The 17,485-nt window shown below is 68.0% G+C and carries 16 protein-coding genes; 13 read left to right on the forward strand and 3 right to left on the reverse strand.

Annotation, left to right across the window (positions count from 1 at the left end; all coding sequences use genetic code 11):
- The gene (locus M6D93_RS03120; protein WP_249772895.1) at window positions 1–924 is read left to right on the forward strand and encodes a potassium-transporting ATPase subunit C; all 924 of its coding nucleotides are present in this window, start codon (window positions 1–3) and stop codon (window positions 922–924) included.
- Window positions 925–1,217: 293 nt separating this feature from the next.
- Here the strand turns inward: M6D93_RS03120 and M6D93_RS03125 are convergent, their stop codons facing one another.
- Window positions 1,218–1,646, reverse strand: coding sequence for a VOC family protein (locus M6D93_RS03125; protein WP_249772896.1), 429 nt, complete (start codon window positions 1,644–1,646; stop codon window positions 1,218–1,220).
- 67 nt (window positions 1,647–1,713) lie between these two features.
- On the opposite strand from M6D93_RS03125, the gene M6D93_RS03130 reads away from it, so the two are divergent.
- On the forward strand, window positions 1,714–2,244 hold the full coding sequence (locus M6D93_RS03130) for a DUF998 domain-containing protein (protein ID WP_249772897.1): 531 nt from the start codon (window positions 1,714–1,716) through the stop codon (window positions 2,242–2,244).
- Here M6D93_RS03130 and M6D93_RS03135 read toward each other — a convergent pair.
- Window positions 2,234–2,833 (reverse strand): TetR/AcrR family transcriptional regulator, encoded by a 600-nt coding sequence (locus M6D93_RS03135; RefSeq protein ID WP_249772898.1) that lies wholly within the window; start codon window positions 2,831–2,833, stop codon window positions 2,234–2,236. The genes M6D93_RS03130 and M6D93_RS03135 overlap by 11 nt on opposite strands.
- A 183-nt stretch (window positions 2,834–3,016) precedes the next feature.
- On the opposite strand from M6D93_RS03135, the gene M6D93_RS03140 reads away from it, so the two are divergent.
- From M6D93_RS03140 to M6D93_RS03190, 11 genes are all read left to right on the forward strand, one after another.
- The gene (locus tag M6D93_RS03140; RefSeq protein ID WP_249772899.1) at window positions 3,017–4,690 is read left to right on the forward strand and encodes an ABC transporter substrate-binding protein; all 1,674 of its coding nucleotides are present in this window, start codon (window positions 3,017–3,019) and stop codon (window positions 4,688–4,690) included.
- Window positions 4,687–5,640: an ABC transporter permease gene (locus M6D93_RS03145; protein ID WP_249772900.1), complete on the forward strand. Its 954-nt coding sequence runs from the start codon at window positions 4,687–4,689 to the stop codon at window positions 5,638–5,640. The genes M6D93_RS03140 and M6D93_RS03145 overlap by 4 nt, the downstream gene beginning before the upstream one ends.
- Window positions 5,641–5,645: 5 nt before the next feature.
- Window positions 5,646–6,584, forward strand: coding sequence for an ABC transporter permease (locus M6D93_RS03150; protein ID WP_249772901.1), 939 nt, complete (start codon window positions 5,646–5,648; stop codon window positions 6,582–6,584).
- The gene (locus tag M6D93_RS03155; protein ID WP_249772902.1) at window positions 6,581–7,576 is read left to right on the forward strand and encodes an ABC transporter ATP-binding protein; all 996 of its coding nucleotides are present in this window, start codon (window positions 6,581–6,583) and stop codon (window positions 7,574–7,576) included. Before M6D93_RS03150 ends, M6D93_RS03155 begins: the two co-directional genes overlap by 4 nt.
- The gene (locus M6D93_RS03160; RefSeq protein ID WP_249772903.1) at window positions 7,573–8,391 is read left to right on the forward strand and encodes an ABC transporter ATP-binding protein; all 819 of its coding nucleotides are present in this window, start codon (window positions 7,573–7,575) and stop codon (window positions 8,389–8,391) included. Before M6D93_RS03155 ends, M6D93_RS03160 begins: the two co-directional genes overlap by 4 nt.
- 66 nt (window positions 8,392–8,457) lie before the next feature.
- Window positions 8,458–8,919, forward strand: a complete 462-nt coding sequence (locus M6D93_RS03165) for a DUF3237 domain-containing protein (RefSeq protein ID WP_249772904.1) — start codon at window positions 8,458–8,460, stop codon at window positions 8,917–8,919.
- Window positions 8,920–8,928: 9 nt separating this feature from the next.
- Window positions 8,929–10,665, forward strand: a complete 1,737-nt coding sequence (locus tag M6D93_RS03170) for a CocE/NonD family hydrolase (RefSeq protein ID WP_249772905.1) — start codon at window positions 8,929–8,931, stop codon at window positions 10,663–10,665.
- On the forward strand, window positions 10,662–12,107 hold the full coding sequence (locus M6D93_RS03175; protein WP_249772906.1) for an amidase: 1,446 nt from the start codon (window positions 10,662–10,664) through the stop codon (window positions 12,105–12,107). The genes M6D93_RS03170 and M6D93_RS03175 overlap by 4 nt, the downstream gene beginning before the upstream one ends.
- Before the next feature lie 145 nt (window positions 12,108–12,252).
- Window positions 12,253–12,819: a sigma-70 family RNA polymerase sigma factor gene (locus M6D93_RS03180; protein WP_249772907.1), complete on the forward strand. Its 567-nt coding sequence runs from the start codon at window positions 12,253–12,255 to the stop codon at window positions 12,817–12,819.
- Entirely contained in the window at window positions 12,816–13,883 is a 1,068-nt protein-coding gene (locus M6D93_RS03185; protein WP_249772908.1) for a hypothetical protein, read from the forward strand. The genes M6D93_RS03180 and M6D93_RS03185 overlap by 4 nt, the downstream gene beginning before the upstream one ends.
- A 144-nt stretch (window positions 13,884–14,027) precedes the next feature.
- Entirely contained in the window at window positions 14,028–15,704 is a 1,677-nt protein-coding gene (locus tag M6D93_RS03190) for a PQQ-binding-like beta-propeller repeat protein (RefSeq protein ID WP_249772909.1), read from the forward strand.
- 1 nt (window position 15,705) lies between these two features.
- Here M6D93_RS03190 and M6D93_RS03195 read toward each other — a convergent pair whose 3' ends face one another.
- Entirely contained in the window at window positions 15,706–17,421 is a 1,716-nt protein-coding gene (locus tag M6D93_RS03195) for a PP2C family protein-serine/threonine phosphatase (RefSeq protein WP_249772910.1), read from the reverse strand.
- Window positions 17,422–17,485 lie beyond the last annotated feature (64 nt).

A 17,485-nucleotide genomic window follows, 5' to 3' on the forward strand; every position in this document is an offset into this window, starting at 1 on the left:
ATGCGTTCACACCTCCGCTCGTTTCGCACACTGGCGGCCTCCCTGCGGATGCTGCTGATCTTCACGGTGATCGTGGGTGTCGCCTACCCGCTTCTCGTCACCGCGATTGCTCAGCTGCCCGGTCTCAGGGGCCCGGCCGACGGCTCGCGCATTTCTGCCGACGGCAGAGTGGTCGGGTCGAAACTGCTCGGGCAGAACTTCACCGACGGCACCGGACGCCCACTTCCGCAGTACTTCCAACCTCGGCCATCAGCATCCGGTGCCAGCGGGTATGACCCGACCACCTCCGGCGCCAGCAACCTCGGCCCCGAATCGGTCGTCGACGTCTTGCCGGACCCAGCGGGGAAGGCTGACACCGGCAAGCTCAGCCTGCTCACGCAGGTCTGTTCGCGCAGCGTTGCGATCGGAAGGCTCTACGGTGTCGATGGGTCACGCCCCTTCTGCACGCCCGACGGGGTCGGTGCCGTCCTGGCCGTCTTCTGGTCCGGCCCGGGCTACTTCGGCACTGTCACCCGGGTGGTCAGCCTGAACCAGACGGGCGCGGCAACCCCGTTCATCAGCACGTTCCGTGGGGTCAAGGTCGAGTTGGCGCAGTTCGGACAGGACTACTCACGAGGCCAGGTCGTCCCGGTCCGCGGCCCTGCGCCGGCGACACCAGCGGTCCCCGCCGACGCCGTCACGGCCTCCGGGTCCGGGCTCGATCCTGAGATCAGTCCGGCCTACGCAGCGTTGCAGGAAGCTACGGTGGCCAGTGCTCGCCGGCTCACGATCGGTCAGGTCGATCAAGTCGTGCGGAAATACATCAAGGGTCGTGATCTCGGCTTCCTCGGCGAGCCGCGAGTGAACGTACTGCAGGTCAACCTCGCGCTCGACGCCGAGTACCCGGTGGGCGAGCACACCGCGCGGGGTACTGCGGTGGGCTAGTGGGCGGCGCTGGCTTCCAGACGTACTCGACCCTTCACGGTAGGTGTGTGGTTGAGGTTGCCGTAGGCGACGTCGTATTCGGGTCTGTGGAGATATAGGCGCACGTTTGGGATTCCGGCGGCAATGGTCTCGTCAGCCAAGGCGTAGCGGGGCTGGTGTTCGCGCGTGGCGCATACAACGCATACCGGCGAGCATTCGACGAGATCGGGCAGAACGATCTCCAGCTGGGCGCAGACTTCGAATGCATGACTGAGCCTCGACGGGCAGCCGGAGCAACGGTCGGCGATCGGGTGCTAGGGCGTGATGGTCACGCCTCCCCATTCCTCCGGCGCGACGTCGGCGATAGTCTGCGAGAACGTCCATTGATGGGCCCACGGATCCTGCACGGTGCATTGCCGTTCCCCGAAGGGGAGGTCGGTGGGTTCCATGATGATCACCGCGCCGCGGGCCGCCGCTCGGTCACGCTGAGCGTGGACGTCCGTTACCCGGACGGTAACCGAGTGCGTGATCACGGCTGGCTCCGGCGGCCGCCGGTTTCCTCCGGTGTCGGCGACGATCACTGCACCTTCACCGACCGATAGCTGCGCGCGATGGTCTTCTCCGATACGGACGCGCTCGACGAATCCGAAGGCGTCGGTCAACCAGGCCACGGCGGCCCGGACGTCGGGATAGCTCAACACGGGAATGACCGTCGCCGCAGGTATGGACCGGTTCGGCTTCATGCCCCGATCTAACCGACGATCGCCCCGACTGACAATGATCGCCGTCCGGCCAGGCAGACTGCAGGTCATGCGTCCGTGGGTGTGGTTCTCGGCGACTCTAGCGCCGATCTTGTTGATCGGCGGCTGGACCGTGGCCCAGTCCCGCCAGCCGAGCGGCTACGACCCGGTGCGCGACACGATCAGCGCGCTCGCCGCCCACCACGCGACCGATGCCTGGATCATGACCGCGGGCCTGGCCGGCCTGGGCGCGTGCCACCTGATCACAGCTTTTGGCTGGGGGGACTGCGGCCCCGTCGCCCGCGCGGTCCTGGGGCTCGGCGGCGCCGCGACGCTCGTCGTGGCGGCGTCGCCACAACCGGCCGCCGCCCACGTACCGGCGGCAGCGATCGGCTTTCTGGCGTTGGCGATCTGGCCCGCGTTCACACCTCGCGGCTTCGGCGCGGCTCGCTGGCTCTCGCTGGCGCTGGTGTTCCTGCTGGGCTGGTTCGCGACCACATTGGCGCTCGGGTCGCTGGTCGGTCTCAGCGAACGGGTGCTCGCCGGAACGCAGGCCCTCACGCCGGTCGGCCTCCTGATCGCCCGCCGTCTCAGGTCGTGAGAGTTGCCGGAACCAGCATGGCAAGCACGCGGCGAGACAACGGGCCGAGGCGACGCGCTCGGGCCGGATCGACACCGCTCTGCGACAGGTGCGCATTGCCGACGGCCGCGCACAGCATGAGATAGGCGATGTCCTTCGATCGTGCGGCGGTCATGGACTCATCGACGCTGGTGAGCGCTCTGCTCATCGTGGTGAGGATGTCGTCGTAGCCGTCGAGAAACATCTTGCGCAGCGCATCATCGCGGCGCGCTTCCTCGAAGAGGGCGAGCAGGACGGCTTGGTCCTCGCCTGGTTCGTAGAACGAGGCGTCGAACAGGTAGCGCATCACCGCCTGTACCCGAGCGGCGTCGTCCGGTGCGTCGTGAACCTTGTCGAACTCGGCCTGGTCCGCTGTGCTGATCCATTCGGTCAGCGCAAGGACCTGGTCATGGCGATTGCCGAGATAGTGCCGGACATGACCGCGGGCCAGTCCGGCCTCTGCCGCCACGTCCTCCAGCGATGTACCGGCGAACCCCATCCGCGCGATGCATCGAGCGAAGGCGGCCAGCACCTGTTCCCTTCGCGCTGCCGCCAAGCTGGTACGCCCCATCGTGCGTCTCCTTCCAGTTGCGTCGCGCATCCCGCCCAGGCCGAACGGACGTCACTGAGATTAGCGATATTTTTTTAGTCTGTATTGACTAACTATCGGTCGACGGTACACACTCGTGCAACTCAACCGAACGCGCGTCCGGCGGTGCCGGTGGCGACGGGTTCCCAACCACAGGGAGATCGCGTGAACCGTCTCGAGTCATCCGAGGTCCGCACCGGTTCGGCCGGTCGCCTCGGGGTCGGCCTGATCATGCTCGCGCTGACCGTGGGGGTAAGTGCGTGCGGGGGTAGCGGCAACGCCGCCAGCTCGACCAAGGCCACGCCCGCCACGCTCACCATCACCACGCCGCCGGCAGCGGGCGACATCGACAAGGTCAACTGGGCGCTGCCGAAGGGCGAACCGTCGACGCTGGATCCGGTGAAGACGGGGGACTACTCTCCCAACACCGTCGTCCTCAACATGTGCGAGCCGCTCATGGCCTTGCAGCCCGACTTCAGCGTCAAGCCCGGCCTGGCCGAAAACGTGACTCAGCCGGACAGCAAGACGATGGTGTTCACGATTCGCAGGGGCGTGACGTTCTGGGACGGCACCCCGCTCACCGCAGCGGACGTGGCCTTCAGCCTGCAACGGAATCTCGATCCTCGAAACACACCGGTCGGCGGGGCGCTCTTTCGCAGTGTTGCGGCCATCAAGGCAACCGGCCCTCTTCAGGTGACGGTCACCTTCGTCCGGCACGACGCCCAGTTCCTGAACACGATGGCCAGCGTTTCCAGCGCCATCAGTGAAAAGGCCTTCGTCGAGCGGGCCGGCAAGAACTACGGATCACCGCGGGCGGGAGTGATGTGCACCGGGCCGTTCAAGTTCGGCAAATGGGCCGCGGGCGATCGCATCGTCCTTGCTCGCAACGACCAGTACTGGTCGACGAAGGCAAAGGCCAAGGAGTTCGACTTCGTCTTCTTCACCGACGACAGCACGCTCACCAGCGCGCTGCTCGCCGGGCAGATCGACGGAACCTACGAGGCGCCGCTGGGCAGCATCGACACCTTGCGCAAGGCCTCGGGCGGCAAGCTCTACTACGGACCCTCGACCCAGTCACTCAGCATCGGCCCGGTGTCGGCGACCGGACCGGCCGCCGATCCACGGGTGCGTCGCGCGCTCGACCTGGCGATCGACAAGCCCAGCCTGATCAAGAATGTGCTGCACGGCGCGGGTAGCCCGTTGCGTACGTTCACACCCCAGCTGACCTGGGCAGGCGATCCGGCAAAGGCCGTCTATGACCAGGGTTACCAAGGCCTGCCCGACAACGCGGCGGCGAACCTGGCGCAGGCCAAGTCCCTGATCGCCCAAGCCGCGCCCGCGACGAAGAACCTGACGATGGTCATCCCGTCCGGTGATCAGCTGAGCCTGCAGACGGCGACGATCGTGCAGGCCGATGCTCACCAGATCGGACTCACCATCTCGATCAAGCAGATGCAGCCCACGTCGTTCAGTGAACTGTTCTACGACCCGACCAAGCGTGCCGGTATCGATCTGATCGTCGCCAGCGGCTACATCGAGGTGCCAGGGGCCTACTATTACGCCCCCGGCTTCGTTCTCAAGGACGGCCCGTTCAACTGGACCGGCTGGAGCGACCCTCAGGTGTCCAAGCTGATGACGGACGGCCAGCAGGCCACCGACCCGCAGGTAGCCGCCAAGGACTTCGTTGCCGCGCAGGCCATCTTCGGCCCCGCGGACCTGCAGATCAGCCTGGCCTCGCTCAACGAACTGCTCTACCTGAACAACAAGATCACCGGTGCGCCCGCTTCGTTCGCCTACATCAGCTCGGCGTGGGCCGCCTCGGTGGGCAAGTCGCAGTGATCTCGCCGGTCCTGGGGTTCATCCTGCGCCGCCTGGCCGCGCTCGTGGTGACGCTGTTCGTCTCCAGCGTGCTGCTCTACGGCGTGCTGTATCTGAGCCCCGGGGACCCGGCTGCCCTGATCGCCGGCGGGCACAACCCGAGCCAGAGCACGCTCGCCGCGATCAGGGCCGAATACCACCTGAGCGATCCGTTCTGGTCCCGGTACTGGCGGTGGTTGTCCGGCCTGCTGCAGTGGAAGCTCGGACGCTCGATCGGGTTCGACGACCAGGTCTCCCACCTGATCTCCTCGCGTGCGACCAACACTCTGTTCCTCGTCGGGTACGCGACGGTCCTGATCCTGCCCATCGGCATCGCGGCCGGAACCCTGTCCGCGCTGAGAGGAAGGGTGCTCGGCAACATCGTGACGACGGTGACCAGCCTCCTGATGGCTGTGCCGACTTTCGTCGCCGCGATCGTGCTGATCTGGGTCTTCGCGACGAAGCTGACCTGGTTTCCGATCTTCGGTTCGGGATCGGGATTCCTCGACCGGGTGCGGCACCTGACCCTACCGGCGGTCGCCCTGGCGTGCTCCTACGTCGCCTACCTCAGTCGCGTGACCCGGTCGGCGGTATCGGCCGAACTGCGCTCCGAGCACGTCGACACCGCCCGCTCGCGCGGTATCCCGATGCGACTGGTGGTCCGCCGCCACGTCCTGCGCAACGCCGCCGCGCCCGTACTGACCGTGTCCGGCCTGACCGTGGCCGGACTCGTCGCCGGGACGGTCGTCGCCGAGCAGGCCTTCGGCGTCAGCGGTATCGGCTCCCTGCTCGTCCTGGCCGCGCAGAAGCAGGACTTCGTGGTGGTTCAGGACATCTCGCTGCTGATGGTGTCGGCGTTCGTCGTCGTCAACACGATCGTCGATCTGCTGAACGTGGGCCTGGACCCGCGGCTGGCCCGGACGGGGCGGTGAGGCAGATGCCCGACTCGAATCAGGCCGCCGGCGCTCACGGCGAGGTGGCTCTGCTCCCCCCGACGAGCGGGCTGGACCTGCCGGTCGCGGCCGTCGTCCGCCGGCGTGGCTACGGTCCCCTCCGCGCGCTGGCCGCGCTGGGTCCCGTCGCCGTCATCGCGATGGTGGTCTGCGCGCTCCTGGTGCTGACCGCCGTGCTTGCACCGCTGATCGCGCCCCACGACCCGACCGCGCTGGACGTGAACAGCATCTTCGGACCGCCGTCCGCGCAGCACCTGCTCGGCACCGACGACACCGGACGTGACCTGCTGTCGCGTCTGATCTACGGGGCGCGGGCCAGCCTGGCCGGCCCTGTGTCGGTGATCGGGTTGTCGGCGATCTTCGGTACCACGCTGGGTGTCCTGTGCGCCTGGTGGCGCGGGCCGTTCGACGCGGTGGTCTCCCGCGTGTTCGACCTGCTCTTCGCGTTCCCGGGGATCGTATTGGCGATCCTGGCCTCGACGATCTTCGGAGCCGGATTCCTCGCGCCCGTCATCGCGATCTCGATCTCCTACCTCCCGGTCATCGGCCGGGTCATCCGCGCTGCGGCGCTGAAAGAACGCGGGCTGCCCTACATCGAAGCCCTGCAGCTCAACGGGGTTTCCAGCCCCGCGATCTGCCTGCGCCACCTGGTGCCGAACCTCCTGCCGCTACTACTGGTGCAGTGCACGGTCGGGTTCGGCTACGCGATGCTCGACCTCGCGGCCATCGCGTTCCTCGGACTCGGGCTGCAGCCGCCGGTGGCCGACTGGGGACTGATGGTCGCCAACGGAAAACCCTCGATCCTGGGCGGGCACCCCGAGCAGTCCCTCTACGCCGCCATCGTCATCGTTCTCGCCGTGGTCGCGGTGAATCTGGTCGGCGAACGGCTGGCCCTGCGCTTCGAGAGCGGAGATCACGCATGACAACCGTGCCGGTACCGCCGTTGCTCGAGGTCCGTGACCTGCGGCTCGACCTGGCGATGACCAAAGGACTCCAGCGTCGGATCCTGCGCGGCGTCAGTTTCGAGCTGCGGGCCGGGGAGGCGCTCGGCGTGGTGGGGGAATCCGGTTCCGGTAAGTCGATGACGGCGCGGGCGATCACCCGGCTGCTTCCGAACAACGCCACTGTGCACGGCAGGATCACCTTCAACGGAGCCTCGGTACTGGACATGTCCGGCTCTCAGCTCCGACGCCTGCGCAGCCAGTCGATCGCCATGATCTTCCAGGACCCGCGTGCGCATATCAATCCGGTTCGGACGGTGGGCGATTTCCTCTGTGAGGGGTTGATCTCCACTCGCCATACCTCGCGCAGGGTGGCCGAGGCCACGGTCCGCCAACTGCTGGCGGACGTGCAGATTCCCGACGCGGACCGGCGCATGCGGCAGCGTCCCTATGAGCTCTCCGGCGGCCTGCTGCAGCGCGTGATGATCGCCGCGGCGCTGGCGATCGAGCCCGCGCTGCTGATCGCCGACGAGCCCACCACGGCGCTGGACGTCACTACGCAGGAAGAGGTGATGGCGATCCTGGCCGAACTGTGCCGGGTTCGTTCGTTGGCTCTGCTGTTCATCACCCACGACCTCGAACTCGCCGGTGCCGTCTGCGACCGGACGGCGGTGATGTACGCGGGGCGGGTGGTGGAGTCGGCACCGACGCGACAGCTGCACGCCGATCCTCGCCACCCGTATACGCAGGCGCTGCTGGCCGCACAGCCGGCCAAGGCCGAGCGCGGGTCGCGGCTGCCCACCGTCGCGGGCGCCCCGATCTCGGCCTGGGAAGTGGGTGACGGGTGTTCGTTCCAACCCCGTTGCCCCATCGCTTCCCAAGCGTGCCGCACCGACGACCCGCGGACCCGGGAAGTGCTCGGCAGCGATGTCGCCTGCCACCACGCCGAGCAGAGCAAGGGGGCGGTGGCGTGAGCGACGTTCCGATCCTCCAGGTCGCCGAGCTGGTCAAGATCTACGGCGGACGGCGTGGCCCGCGCGGGGGCGGTCTCGTCGCCGTCGACGACGTGTCCTTCACGCTCGAATCGCGGGGATGCCTTGCTGTCGTGGGGGAATCAGGCTCAGGTAAGACCACGACCGCACGCATCATCGCCGGACTCGAGCAGGCCAGTTCCGGCCGGGTCTCGGTCGACGGACAGCCTTGGAACATCGGGAGGCTGACCACTCGCGAGCGACGGCGCCGGGCGCGGGTGGTCCAGATGGTGTTCCAGGACCCGTACCAGTCCTTGGACCGGCGCCAGACGGTCGGAGCCTGCCTGCACGAGACGCTGCGCCTGCACTTCGATCTGTCGTCGGCCGAGCGCGCGTCCAGGGTGGCCGAGCTGCTCGAGCTGGTCGGGCTCACCGCCGACCACGCACGCGTCCGGCCGAGAATGCTCTCCGGGGGGCAGCGGCAACGGGTGGCGATTGCGCGGGCCCTGGCGCCGCAACCACGCTTGCTCATTCTCGACGAAGCCGTCGCGGCGTTGGACGTCTCGATCCAGGCGCAGATCCTGAACCTGCTCACGGACGCTCGGGAGAAGACCGGGGTGGCGATGTTGTTCATCTCGCACGACCTGGGCGTCGTACGTCAGGTGGCCGACTCCGTCGTGGTCATGAAGGACGGGCACGTGGTGGAACACGGGCCGGCCGACCGTATCTTCGGCAAACCTGAACATGCCTATACGCAAAGGCTTCTGAACTCCACGCCGCGGCCGGGCTGGCGTCCGGTGGCCCGCGCCGCGACCTGAACATCCCCAGCGTGGCCGGCACTCGGTCCCGCAGTCCCCACCTCTTTGAGCCACTTGGAGCACCGCATGCAATTGCTCGAACCCACCCTCACCTTCGCCTTCGAAGCCCGGGTGGAGATTGCCGAATCCCTGCGGATCGGGCGCGGCCCCGGGGAGGAGGTCTGGTTCACGCCCATCACCGGGGGCACCGTGTCCGGGCCCCGGCTGAGCGGCGTGGTGTTGCCATACGGCGGTGACTGGTCAACGACCCGCCCGACCGGGACGACGCTGGACGCCCGCTACCTCCTGCGCGCCGACGACGGGGCCGTGATCGAGATCCACAATCGCGGTGTCTTCCAGTCCAGCAAGGAGGTCGAAACGCGCTTGGTCAAGGGAGATCCGGTGGCCGAGTCCGAGTACTACTACCGTACCTCGCCGGTGTTCCAGACCGACGCCGAAAGCCACTCCTGGCTGACCTCTCGGGTCTTCGTCGGGATGGCCCGGGACGAGGCCGGCGTGGTCTGCATCCGATTCTTCGTACTCGACTGAGGTACGGACATGCAGATTCAAAGAATCGGCCCCGGAGAGCGCAGTGAGCGCTGCCGGGAGTTCATGATCCCGATGCGCGACGGCGTCCGCTTGGCCACCGACGTCTACCTGCCCGACGACGACGGCACCGCGCCTGGCCCGACCGTGCTCACCAGATTGCCCTACGACAAGAGCGGCGACTACACGTTCATGGCCGACGTGGCCGCGTACTTCACCGCCCGGGGTTACCGCGTCGTTGTTCAGGACGTCCGCGGCAAATTCCGATCCGAGGGCGAGACCTTGTTGTTCGTGAACGAGGCGGAGGACGGGTACGACACCATCGACTGGATCACCAAGCAGGCTTGGTCCGATGGCGTCGTGGGCATGTGGGGCGATTCCTACTACGGCTTCACCCAATGGGCCGCGGTCTCGATGGCCCATCCGGCGTTGCGGGCCATCGTGCCGAGGGTCACCGGCACGCGCCTGGGTGAGCTCGCCGAGGAGATCCCCGGCACTCATACTCGCGAAGTCGAGATGGGTGTGCACCGTTTGTACGCCCTCACCATGTTCCACGACCGCGACATCCTGCACTGGGACATGGACTGGAACACCCTTCCGTACCACGACACGGTCGAGAAGTTCTTCGCCGCCGTCGGCAGCCGCTCGGCCTCCTACGACCTGTGGTACCGCAACCCGGTTCGGCTGCGTCGATTCCGGCATGGCAGCCCGTTCGCCGCGCCTGCGGTGCCGGTGCTGATGACCATCGGCTGGTGGGACAACTGCGCCCCGTGGCAATGGCAGGACCACGCTCGCATCCAGCAGAGCCCGCACTGGTCATTGAACGAGTACCTGCTCATCGAGGCCATCGACCACGAGAACAATTCCCACTTCGAACGGCCGTGGCTGCGTGCTGCGGGTGAGCCCGCGACGGACGAGCACCTCGGCATGATGGCTCGCTACCTGGACCCGGCCGTGGAGTTCTTCGACATCTTCCTCCGTGGCCTGGGTAGTCCGCATGATCTGCCCAGGGTGCGCTGGCAGCTGGCCAATGCCGATCCGGCGCTGCGGAGCGCCGATACCTGGCCACCGCCGGAGGTGACCGCCGTGACGTTCTATCCGGCTAACGCGGCAGCCGCCGTGTCCGGTACGCGCAGCGGTGACCTCGCCGACTCGCCGCCGGCCCGCAGTGAGATCGCGACGTGGAAGCACGATCCCAGCGACCCGGTTGTCTCGCCGATGCCCGACGCCTTCGCGTTCCTGGCCTACTACCCCGACGAGCGATCGTCAGCGGCACGCCCTGACGTCCTGACCTTCACCGCGACGGCCCGCACCGAGGCGCTCGACCTCGTCGGCGCGGCGAGCCTGCGCGTGCGTATCGAGTCCGATGGACCGGAGGCGGATGTCTTTGCCCGGCTGTTGGACGTTGCCCCCGACGGAGCGGTCCACCTCATCGCCCGCGGCCAGCTCACGGTCCTCGCGGCCGGCTACGGGTCCGACGTGGCGATCGACCTCGGCCAGCTCGGCTATCGGCTGCCCGCCGGCCATGCGTTACGGCTGGCCATCGCCAGTAGCGACGCCCCCGAGTTCGTGCCAGCCTGGGGATTCGGCGGCAATCGCTGGGCTCAGTCCACCGCCGTGGTCAGCACCCAGACCCTGCCGCTCGGTGGCCTGAACGGGATCGCGCTGACCGTGCACGTCCAACTGCCCACGCCGTCCACCGTCGATCCGGGCACGCCGGGATCCTCTGCAGATACGGAGCAATCATGACTGCCGCGCACCTCGCACCCGATACCACCGCGCTGTGGAGCCGGTCGGCAACGTCGCTGGCCGAATCGATTCGCTCCGGGGAGGTGTCGAGCCGAGCGGTCGTCCAGGCCTGCCTCGACCGGGTCGCGGACGTCAATCCCGCGGTGAACGCGGCGACTGTGGTGTTCACCGAGCAAGCGCTGCAGGCGGCCGACGATGCCGACCGGGCCGTCCGGAGTGGGGCCGAGCTAGGACCGTTGCACGGCGTCCCGATCTCGGTCAAGGAGAACGTCGACCTGGCCTGGTCGGCGACCACTCACGGTCTAGCGCTGTTCAAGGACGCGATCCCGGACAGCGACGCCGTCGACGTCCGGCGATTGCGGGAAGCCGGCGCCATCCCGCTCATCCGCACGAACATGCCCGACATGGGAATGCGCTGGCATACCGACAACGCCCTGCACGGAGCGACGGTCAACCCGTGGGATCCCGCCCGGACTCCAGGTGGATCCTCGGGCGGCGAAGGCGTCGCCGTGGCCACCGGCATGACGCCGCTGGGACTGGGCAATGACTACGGCGGTTCCATCCGGCTGCCCGCACACGCCAACGGTGTCTGCGGCCTGAAACCCACGCCGGGCCGGATCCCGCTGTGGCGGCCGGGCCCGGGTGTCTTTCCCCTTACGGCACAGCTGTTTTCCGTCGAAGGCCCGCTCGGTCGCACTGTCGACGATGTGGCGCTCGGGTACGAGATCATGCGCGGGCCGTGCGAGATCGACCCGTTGACCGTTCCGGTGGCGAAAGATCCCTATGCCGGCGCGCCGCGCCGAGTGGCGGTCGTGACTGATCCCGGTGGCCTCGGCACGGCCCCACGCATTACCGCCGCTGTGAGACGAGCCGCCGACGCCCTCGCCGACGCGGGGTGGGAGGTCGAGGAGGTCGAGCCACCGCACATCGCGGAGGCGGCGCTGCTGTGGCGAGAACTGGTCGTGGCCGACCTGCTGGAATTCCTGTTCAATCCGGCCGCCGGACTCGTCGAACACTTCTCCGACGGTGCTCGCGACTACACCGATCAGTTCGTCGCCCATACCCGACGCTTGACCCTGGGCGATTTCGGTGCCGCCGTGAGCCGACGCAATGAGATCCGCTCGGCCTGGAGTTCGTTCCAGGCCAGCCACCCGGTGATTCTGGCTCCGGTGATCACCGAGCTTCCGTTCGCGGTCGGCGCCGATCTGGCCGGCCCGGACGCGGTCGACGAGATCTGCCACGCCCATCGTCTGCTGGTCGCGGTGAGCTGCCTGGGCATGCCTGCCCTGGCGTTGCCGGTCGGCACGCAGTCGGAGGCGATGCCTGATGGCGTGCAGTTGATCGGCCCGCTCTTCGGCGAGGCATTGTGCGTAGCCGCGGGCCGCGAACTCGAGCGCGCGTGTGGCGCGATGACTCCCATAGACCCCAGACCCGCACGGTGATCGGCGGTCAACCGAACGCGGCAGCGTAGCCGTGAGCATCAGCACGAAATGACCCGGAGGTGGGTGCAACCATTGCTGGTGCCAGACGTCTCTGCTTATGAGGACACCGACAGAGGGCTCATCGGTGCAGGCGGAGGTGACGGGGATGGCCGGGACCGTGAGGGTGACCATGACCGACAGGCCGGAGGATGATGCCGCGGCGCTCGCCGAGCGTGTGACGGCCTCCGACGGCGTGGCTGAGTTGTACCGGTCGCATCGATTGGGCATGGTCAGGCTCGCCCTGCTGCTCGTCGACGATCTCGATACCGCCGAGGACGTTGTGCAAGACGCGTTCGCGTCGCTGCACCGCCGCTGGAACTACCTTGGATCGCCCGACGCGGCCATCGGCTATCTGCGGGTCTCGGTTCTGAACGGATCGAGATCCGTCCTGCGTCGCAGGCGAACCGTGCGGCTGAACCCGTCGCCGGACGAGGCCCGCGCCGTGGCCGAGGGCGCCGACGCCCCGACCCTGCTGGCCGATGAACATCGCGAGGTACTGGCAGCGATCCGGAGCCTTCCCCGACGCCAACGGGAGGTGATCGTCCTGCGCTACTGGGCGGCGATGACCGAGCCGGCTGTCGCTGAGGCGCTCGGCATCTCCCTCGGAGCAGTGAAGTCCAACGCATCTCGTGGTCGCGACGCGATCGCCGCTCGGATAGGAGGAACCCGATGAGTCCCAACGGCACCCGGGGCCCGCAAGCCTCCGACGATCTCGATGCGCTGATCCGCTCGGCGCTGACCGCCCGCGCGGATCAGGTTGTGGAGACGATGCTGCGCCCGGCCGCCCCACCCCAGCTGACGGACAATCGATCGGCGACGATCCTGCGCTGGCCCTGGGCAGGCCCGGTACTGGCCGCGGCCGCAGTGGCGGCACTCGCGGTCGGCACCTCGACGATCGTCCACCGGGCCGATGGCCATCACGCACCCCCGGCATCACCCAGTGGAACGCCGATGCCGCACCAGCCGGTTCCGACGTTCGGCCCGACGCCGGTTCCGACATCGTCGCCGACCCGCAGCGCTACGCCCAGCGGCACCGGTTCGAGCAGTCGTCCCAGCACTGGTCCATCGGCCAGTACGTCGCCGGCACCGAGCGGGTCGAGCGGGTCCAGCGGTAGTGGCAGCACCACGTTCGAGCTCGGCTACCAGCCGTTGTGGCCGTTCGCCGACGGCAGCCAGGTCGCTGCCTGGCAGTCGGCGCACCAGACCAACGGCTCCCAGCCCTGGCACCTGGACGCGGGCGAGACCGCGCTGTTCTTCACCCGCAACTACCTCGGGTTCACCGAGCTGACCCGGGTCACGATAACAAGAGTGGACGACACCGGGGCCCACGTCGGGGTCGGGTATCTCGACCCGAACGGGACCACGCACACGTCCGCCGTGCTGCACCTGCTGCGATTCGGGACCACGTCTCAGGCGCCGTGGGAGGTCGTCGGAAGCGACGACACGACGCTGTCCCTTGAGCAGCCGGCGTACGGCTCGAGCGTGAGCTCACCCGTTGCGGTCGGCGGCCACATCACCGGTGTGGACGAGGCGATCCGGGTCTCGGTCCGCTCGCTCGCGAGCGGCGGAGCAACGGCGCCGGTCCTGGCCTCCGTGCCCGCCGGCGGCAACCACTCGCCGTGGTCCACCGGCCCGATCGACCTGCGACTGCACGGCACGCTGACCATCGTCGCCTCGACCGGCGGCCACCTGCAGCAGGTGGAGCGCTTCGCGATCCAGGGAGTCACCGCGAACTGACCGACTACCCCTGGAGACACCTAACAAAGAATTGACACGCCCGGCGACCCCGTGTAAATTCCGTGTTCACCGTTGCCGTCAAGGCGCGGTCGACGACGATTCGGGGGAGTCATCGTGTTGTGCAGGACCAGACGACGGCGCAGCGTGGCGGTATTGGCCGTGGCGACGATGGCGCTTATCGCGGAGACGGTATCGGCCTCCAGCCATGCCCAGGCAGCCGGAACACCGAAGCCGTCCCCGGTCGCGGCACGCACGGCCGCAGCGGTCACCTCCGCTGCCCTGCCCACAGCGCAACTGGACGGCGTCGCGTTCGCCCAGAAGATCGTCGGTAACCGCGTCTTCGCCGGCGGCCGCTTCAGCCACGCCCGCCCGGCCGGCGCCGCCCCTGGGACTCACCAGGTCCTTCGCCGAAACCTGCTGTCCTACAACCTCACGACGGGCGTCCTGGATTCCGGCTTCGCGCCGACGGTCAACGGCACGATCCGCGTCATCGCGGTGTCGCCCGACCACCGGCGGCTCTACATCGGCGGCGACTTCACGTCCGTCAACGGAGTGAAGCGATCACGGATCGCGGCTCTGGACGTCCGGACCGGAGCTTTGATCCGGACCTTCGCTCCGAAGCTGAGTGCCCGGGTCGCGGCGATCATCGCCACCCCGACGGTCGTGTACACCGGTGGCAGCTTCCGGCTGGCCAACGGCGTGCCCCGCAAGCGGCTGGCCGCCTTCACCGCACGCACCGGCACCCTTACGAAATGGGCGCCCGCCGCTGACCAATCCGTCACCTCCATGCTGCTGTCGCGATCCGGGCGGCACCTCAACGTCATCCTCGGCGGTCACTTCACCAAGATGAACGGCAAGGTGCACTGGGGTCTGGCGGCAGTGGACTCCGGTGCCGGCAAGTCCGTTGCCGGCTGGCGTGGCGGCGCGCCGGTCAAGGTCGGTGGCCTGCACTCGGCGGTCACCAGCCTGAGCACCGACGGCCACCTGGTGTTCGCGACCACGTACATGTATCTGAGCGGGGCCAACCTCGAAGGCGCTTTCGCAGTCGATCCGGCAACCGGAAAACTGCGCTGGGTCGAGAGCTGCCGGGGCGACGTCTACGGCAGTTTCCCCCAGTGGGGACAGCTTTTTCTCGTCGGCCACCCACACGATTGTTCGGCCGTGAACGGCTACCCGCAATCCACGCCGGTCCACTACCAGCGCGCGGTCGCCTTCACCCTGCAGGCGACGGGCGTCATCGGCCCCGACACCGCGACCGGCACCGCGCCCTGGGTGCGTAAGTGGGTCGGAACGCCCAGCCCTTCGTTGGTGAACTGGTTTCCCGACATCTCGATCGGCCACGCGACCGGTCTGAACCAGGGCGCGTGGAGCGTCACCGGCAACTCCGGCTACCTCGTGCTCGGCGGGGAGTTCCTGACCGTGAACGGCGTCGGCCAGCAGGGCCTGGTGCGCTTCGGGGTCCCCCGGGTCAACGGTGCGCTCGCCGGCGACGGTCCCATGGTCAGCGGCGCCAAGCTGACGCCGACGGTCACGGGCGGAAGCGCAGGTACGCCGATCACCCTCACCTGGACCGCCAACTGGGACCAGGACGACAAGACCCTCACCTACCGCCTCGTCCGCGTCGGCTCGACCCAGACCGGGCCAGTGACCGTGACCTGCGCCGCCGAGACGGCGGACTCGGAGTTCTGGCATCGGCCGGTCATGTCGTGCACCGACTCGGCGAGCACGGCGTCGGGCACATACAGCTACCGGCTCTATGTCTTCGACCGCGACGGCCACACCGTGGTCAGCGCCGATACCGTGCCGAAGACCATCGCCTGAGTCAAGCCGAACTCGCCGTCGACTCGCGTGCCGCTTGGGCCTGGGGCAGGCGGCGGAAGGCAAGCACGGCGATGTCGTCCTCCGAATCGGCCTGGCTGAGCGCAGAGATCAACCGATCAAGACGCTCGTCAAGAGCTCCTTCGACCGGGGCGTTGTCGGCCAGCCGGTCCAAACCCTGACTGAGCGGCTCGCCGCGACGTTCGACGAGCCCGTCGGTGTAGGCGATCAGCGTTGCTCCGTAGGGCAGCGTCATCTGGGTGGTCTGGTACGTGCTCACTCGGACACCGAGGGGCAGCCCGACGCTGGTGGTGATGAACCGGGCCTCGGATTCGGTGACGAGCAGCGGACCAAGGTGCCCCGCGTTGGCCAGCGTGATGACACCGGTGCTCAGATCGCCCACACCGACGAGGGCCGTGGCGATGTGCCCGTCGCGCAGCACGTTGACCTCCCTCGAGCACAGCCCGAGCGCTACCTCGGGGGGATGGCCCTCTACCAGGTAGGCGCGCAACGTGAACCGGATTCGGCCCATGAGGGCGGCCGCTTCGACGCCACGACCGGACACGTCACCAACCACGAAGGCGAACCGGTTCTCGTCCAGACCGATCAGGCTGTACCAGTCGCCGCCCACCTCGACGCCACGTGCGCCGGCCACGTATCGAGAGGCGATCTCCAGGCCAGAGATGGCCGGATTGCTCTGCGGCAAAAGGGCGTGCTGCAGAGTCTCCGAGATCGAGCGCTGAACGCCGTAGAGCTCGTCGAGCTGTTCGTACAACGCGATGATCGTGTTGGCGTCGGCCTCGGCCCTACTGCGTCGCCGGACGAGCGCCGCGGTGATCAGCGCCGTGATCAGGGTCAGCAGCAAGCCGCCGACGAGCAGGATCCAGGGCAGTTCAACGCCCAACGTCCCCCCGAGATGGGTGGACGGTGAGGTCGCGAGGGTGATGAACGTATTGCCGAACGGGATCGTCTCGACGACCACAGTTCCGCGCAGCGGCAGGCGTCGAACGTCGACGTCGGTCGTCTGCATGTCTGCCGTCGCGGTCGACTTGCCGAGGTACGTGGCGAAGTGCAGGTCGGAGAAGGCGGACGTACTTTCCACCGGCACGCGGCGGTTGGCCGGGATGCCGCGCTCGGCGACGACGACATAGCTGGGCCGGCCTTGGGTCCCCAGCGCATAGGCGATCCGCTTCTGACCGGCGACGGAGATCCCCTCCACCACGAACGTCGCACTCGTACTGGCCTTCGAGCGCATCGCTCGGGCCGTGTCGCCGGCGGGGTCGAGAGCCGGCGTGACGCCGACGGACGCGACCGGACCGGACGAGGCATCGCCCGATCGCCACAACTGCGCCGCGATGAACAGCGACTTCGGGCCGATGTAGCTGGACATGAAGTTGCGGAACGCGGCGGGATCGCCGTTGCTGGCCGCACCGATCGCGGCCGCCGTCTTCAGGGGTGCCTCAATCCCGATGATGGCCGAGGACACCACGGCGGCGGCCTGTCGGGTCTGCACCTCGAGCAGGCGGTGTTCACTGTTGCTGTCGAGTCGTCGCGCCGTGAGCGAGGCCGAGACGGTCAGGACCAGACCGACGGCCGTCACGAGGCAGAACACCCAGCTCGCGCGGCTCAGCGGTCCGCGGGCGCGGCTCAGCGGTCCGCGGGCGGCACCGCTGCTGGCCGCACCGACGCTGGCGTCCGTCGTCCTCGGTGCGGCACTCATGAAACCGAGTATGGCGGACGCGCCACGCGGTGTCCGATTCGGCGCCCCGCGACCGACAGGCGGC

This window comes from Jatrophihabitans telluris (assembly GCF_023516435.1).
Classification (GTDB): Bacteria; Actinomycetota; Actinomycetes; order Mycobacteriales; family Jatrophihabitantaceae; genus Jatrophihabitans_A; species Jatrophihabitans_A telluris.

Bases quoted from the DNA above. Each gene is read 5' to 3' on its own strand.
- M6D93_RS03195 (WP_249772910.1), bottom strand. From the start codon at position 17,421: ATGAGTGCCGCACCGAGGACGACGGACGCCAGCGTCGGTGCGGCCAGC.
- M6D93_RS03150 (WP_249772901.1), top strand. From the start codon at position 5,646: ATGCCCGACTCGAATCAGGCCGCCGGCGCTCACGGCGAGGTGGCTCTG.
- M6D93_RS03170 (WP_249772905.1), top strand. From the start codon at position 8,929: ATGCAGATTCAAAGAATCGGCCCCGGAGAGCGCAGTGAGCGCTGCCGG.
- M6D93_RS03135 (WP_249772898.1), bottom strand. From the start codon at position 2,833: ATGGGGCGTACCAGCTTGGCGGCAGCGCGAAGGGAACAGGTGCTGGCC.
- M6D93_RS03185 (WP_249772908.1), top strand. From the start codon at position 12,816: ATGAGTCCCAACGGCACCCGGGGCCCGCAAGCCTCCGACGATCTCGAT.
- M6D93_RS03180 (WP_249772907.1), top strand. From the start codon at position 12,253: ATGGCCGGGACCGTGAGGGTGACCATGACCGACAGGCCGGAGGATGAT.
- M6D93_RS03125 (WP_249772896.1), bottom strand. From the start codon at position 1,646: ATGAAGCCGAACCGGTCCATACCTGCGGCGACGGTCATTCCCGTGTTG.
- M6D93_RS03155 (WP_249772902.1), top strand. From the start codon at position 6,581: ATGACAACCGTGCCGGTACCGCCGTTGCTCGAGGTCCGTGACCTGCGG.
- M6D93_RS03120 (WP_249772895.1), top strand. From the start codon at position 1: ATGCGTTCACACCTCCGCTCGTTTCGCACACTGGCGGCCTCCCTGCGG.
- M6D93_RS03175 (WP_249772906.1), top strand. From the start codon at position 10,662: ATGACTGCCGCGCACCTCGCACCCGATACCACCGCGCTGTGGAGCCGG.
- M6D93_RS03165 (WP_249772904.1), top strand. From the start codon at position 8,458: ATGCAATTGCTCGAACCCACCCTCACCTTCGCCTTCGAAGCCCGGGTG.
- M6D93_RS03130 (WP_249772897.1), top strand. From the start codon at position 1,714: ATGCGTCCGTGGGTGTGGTTCTCGGCGACTCTAGCGCCGATCTTGTTG.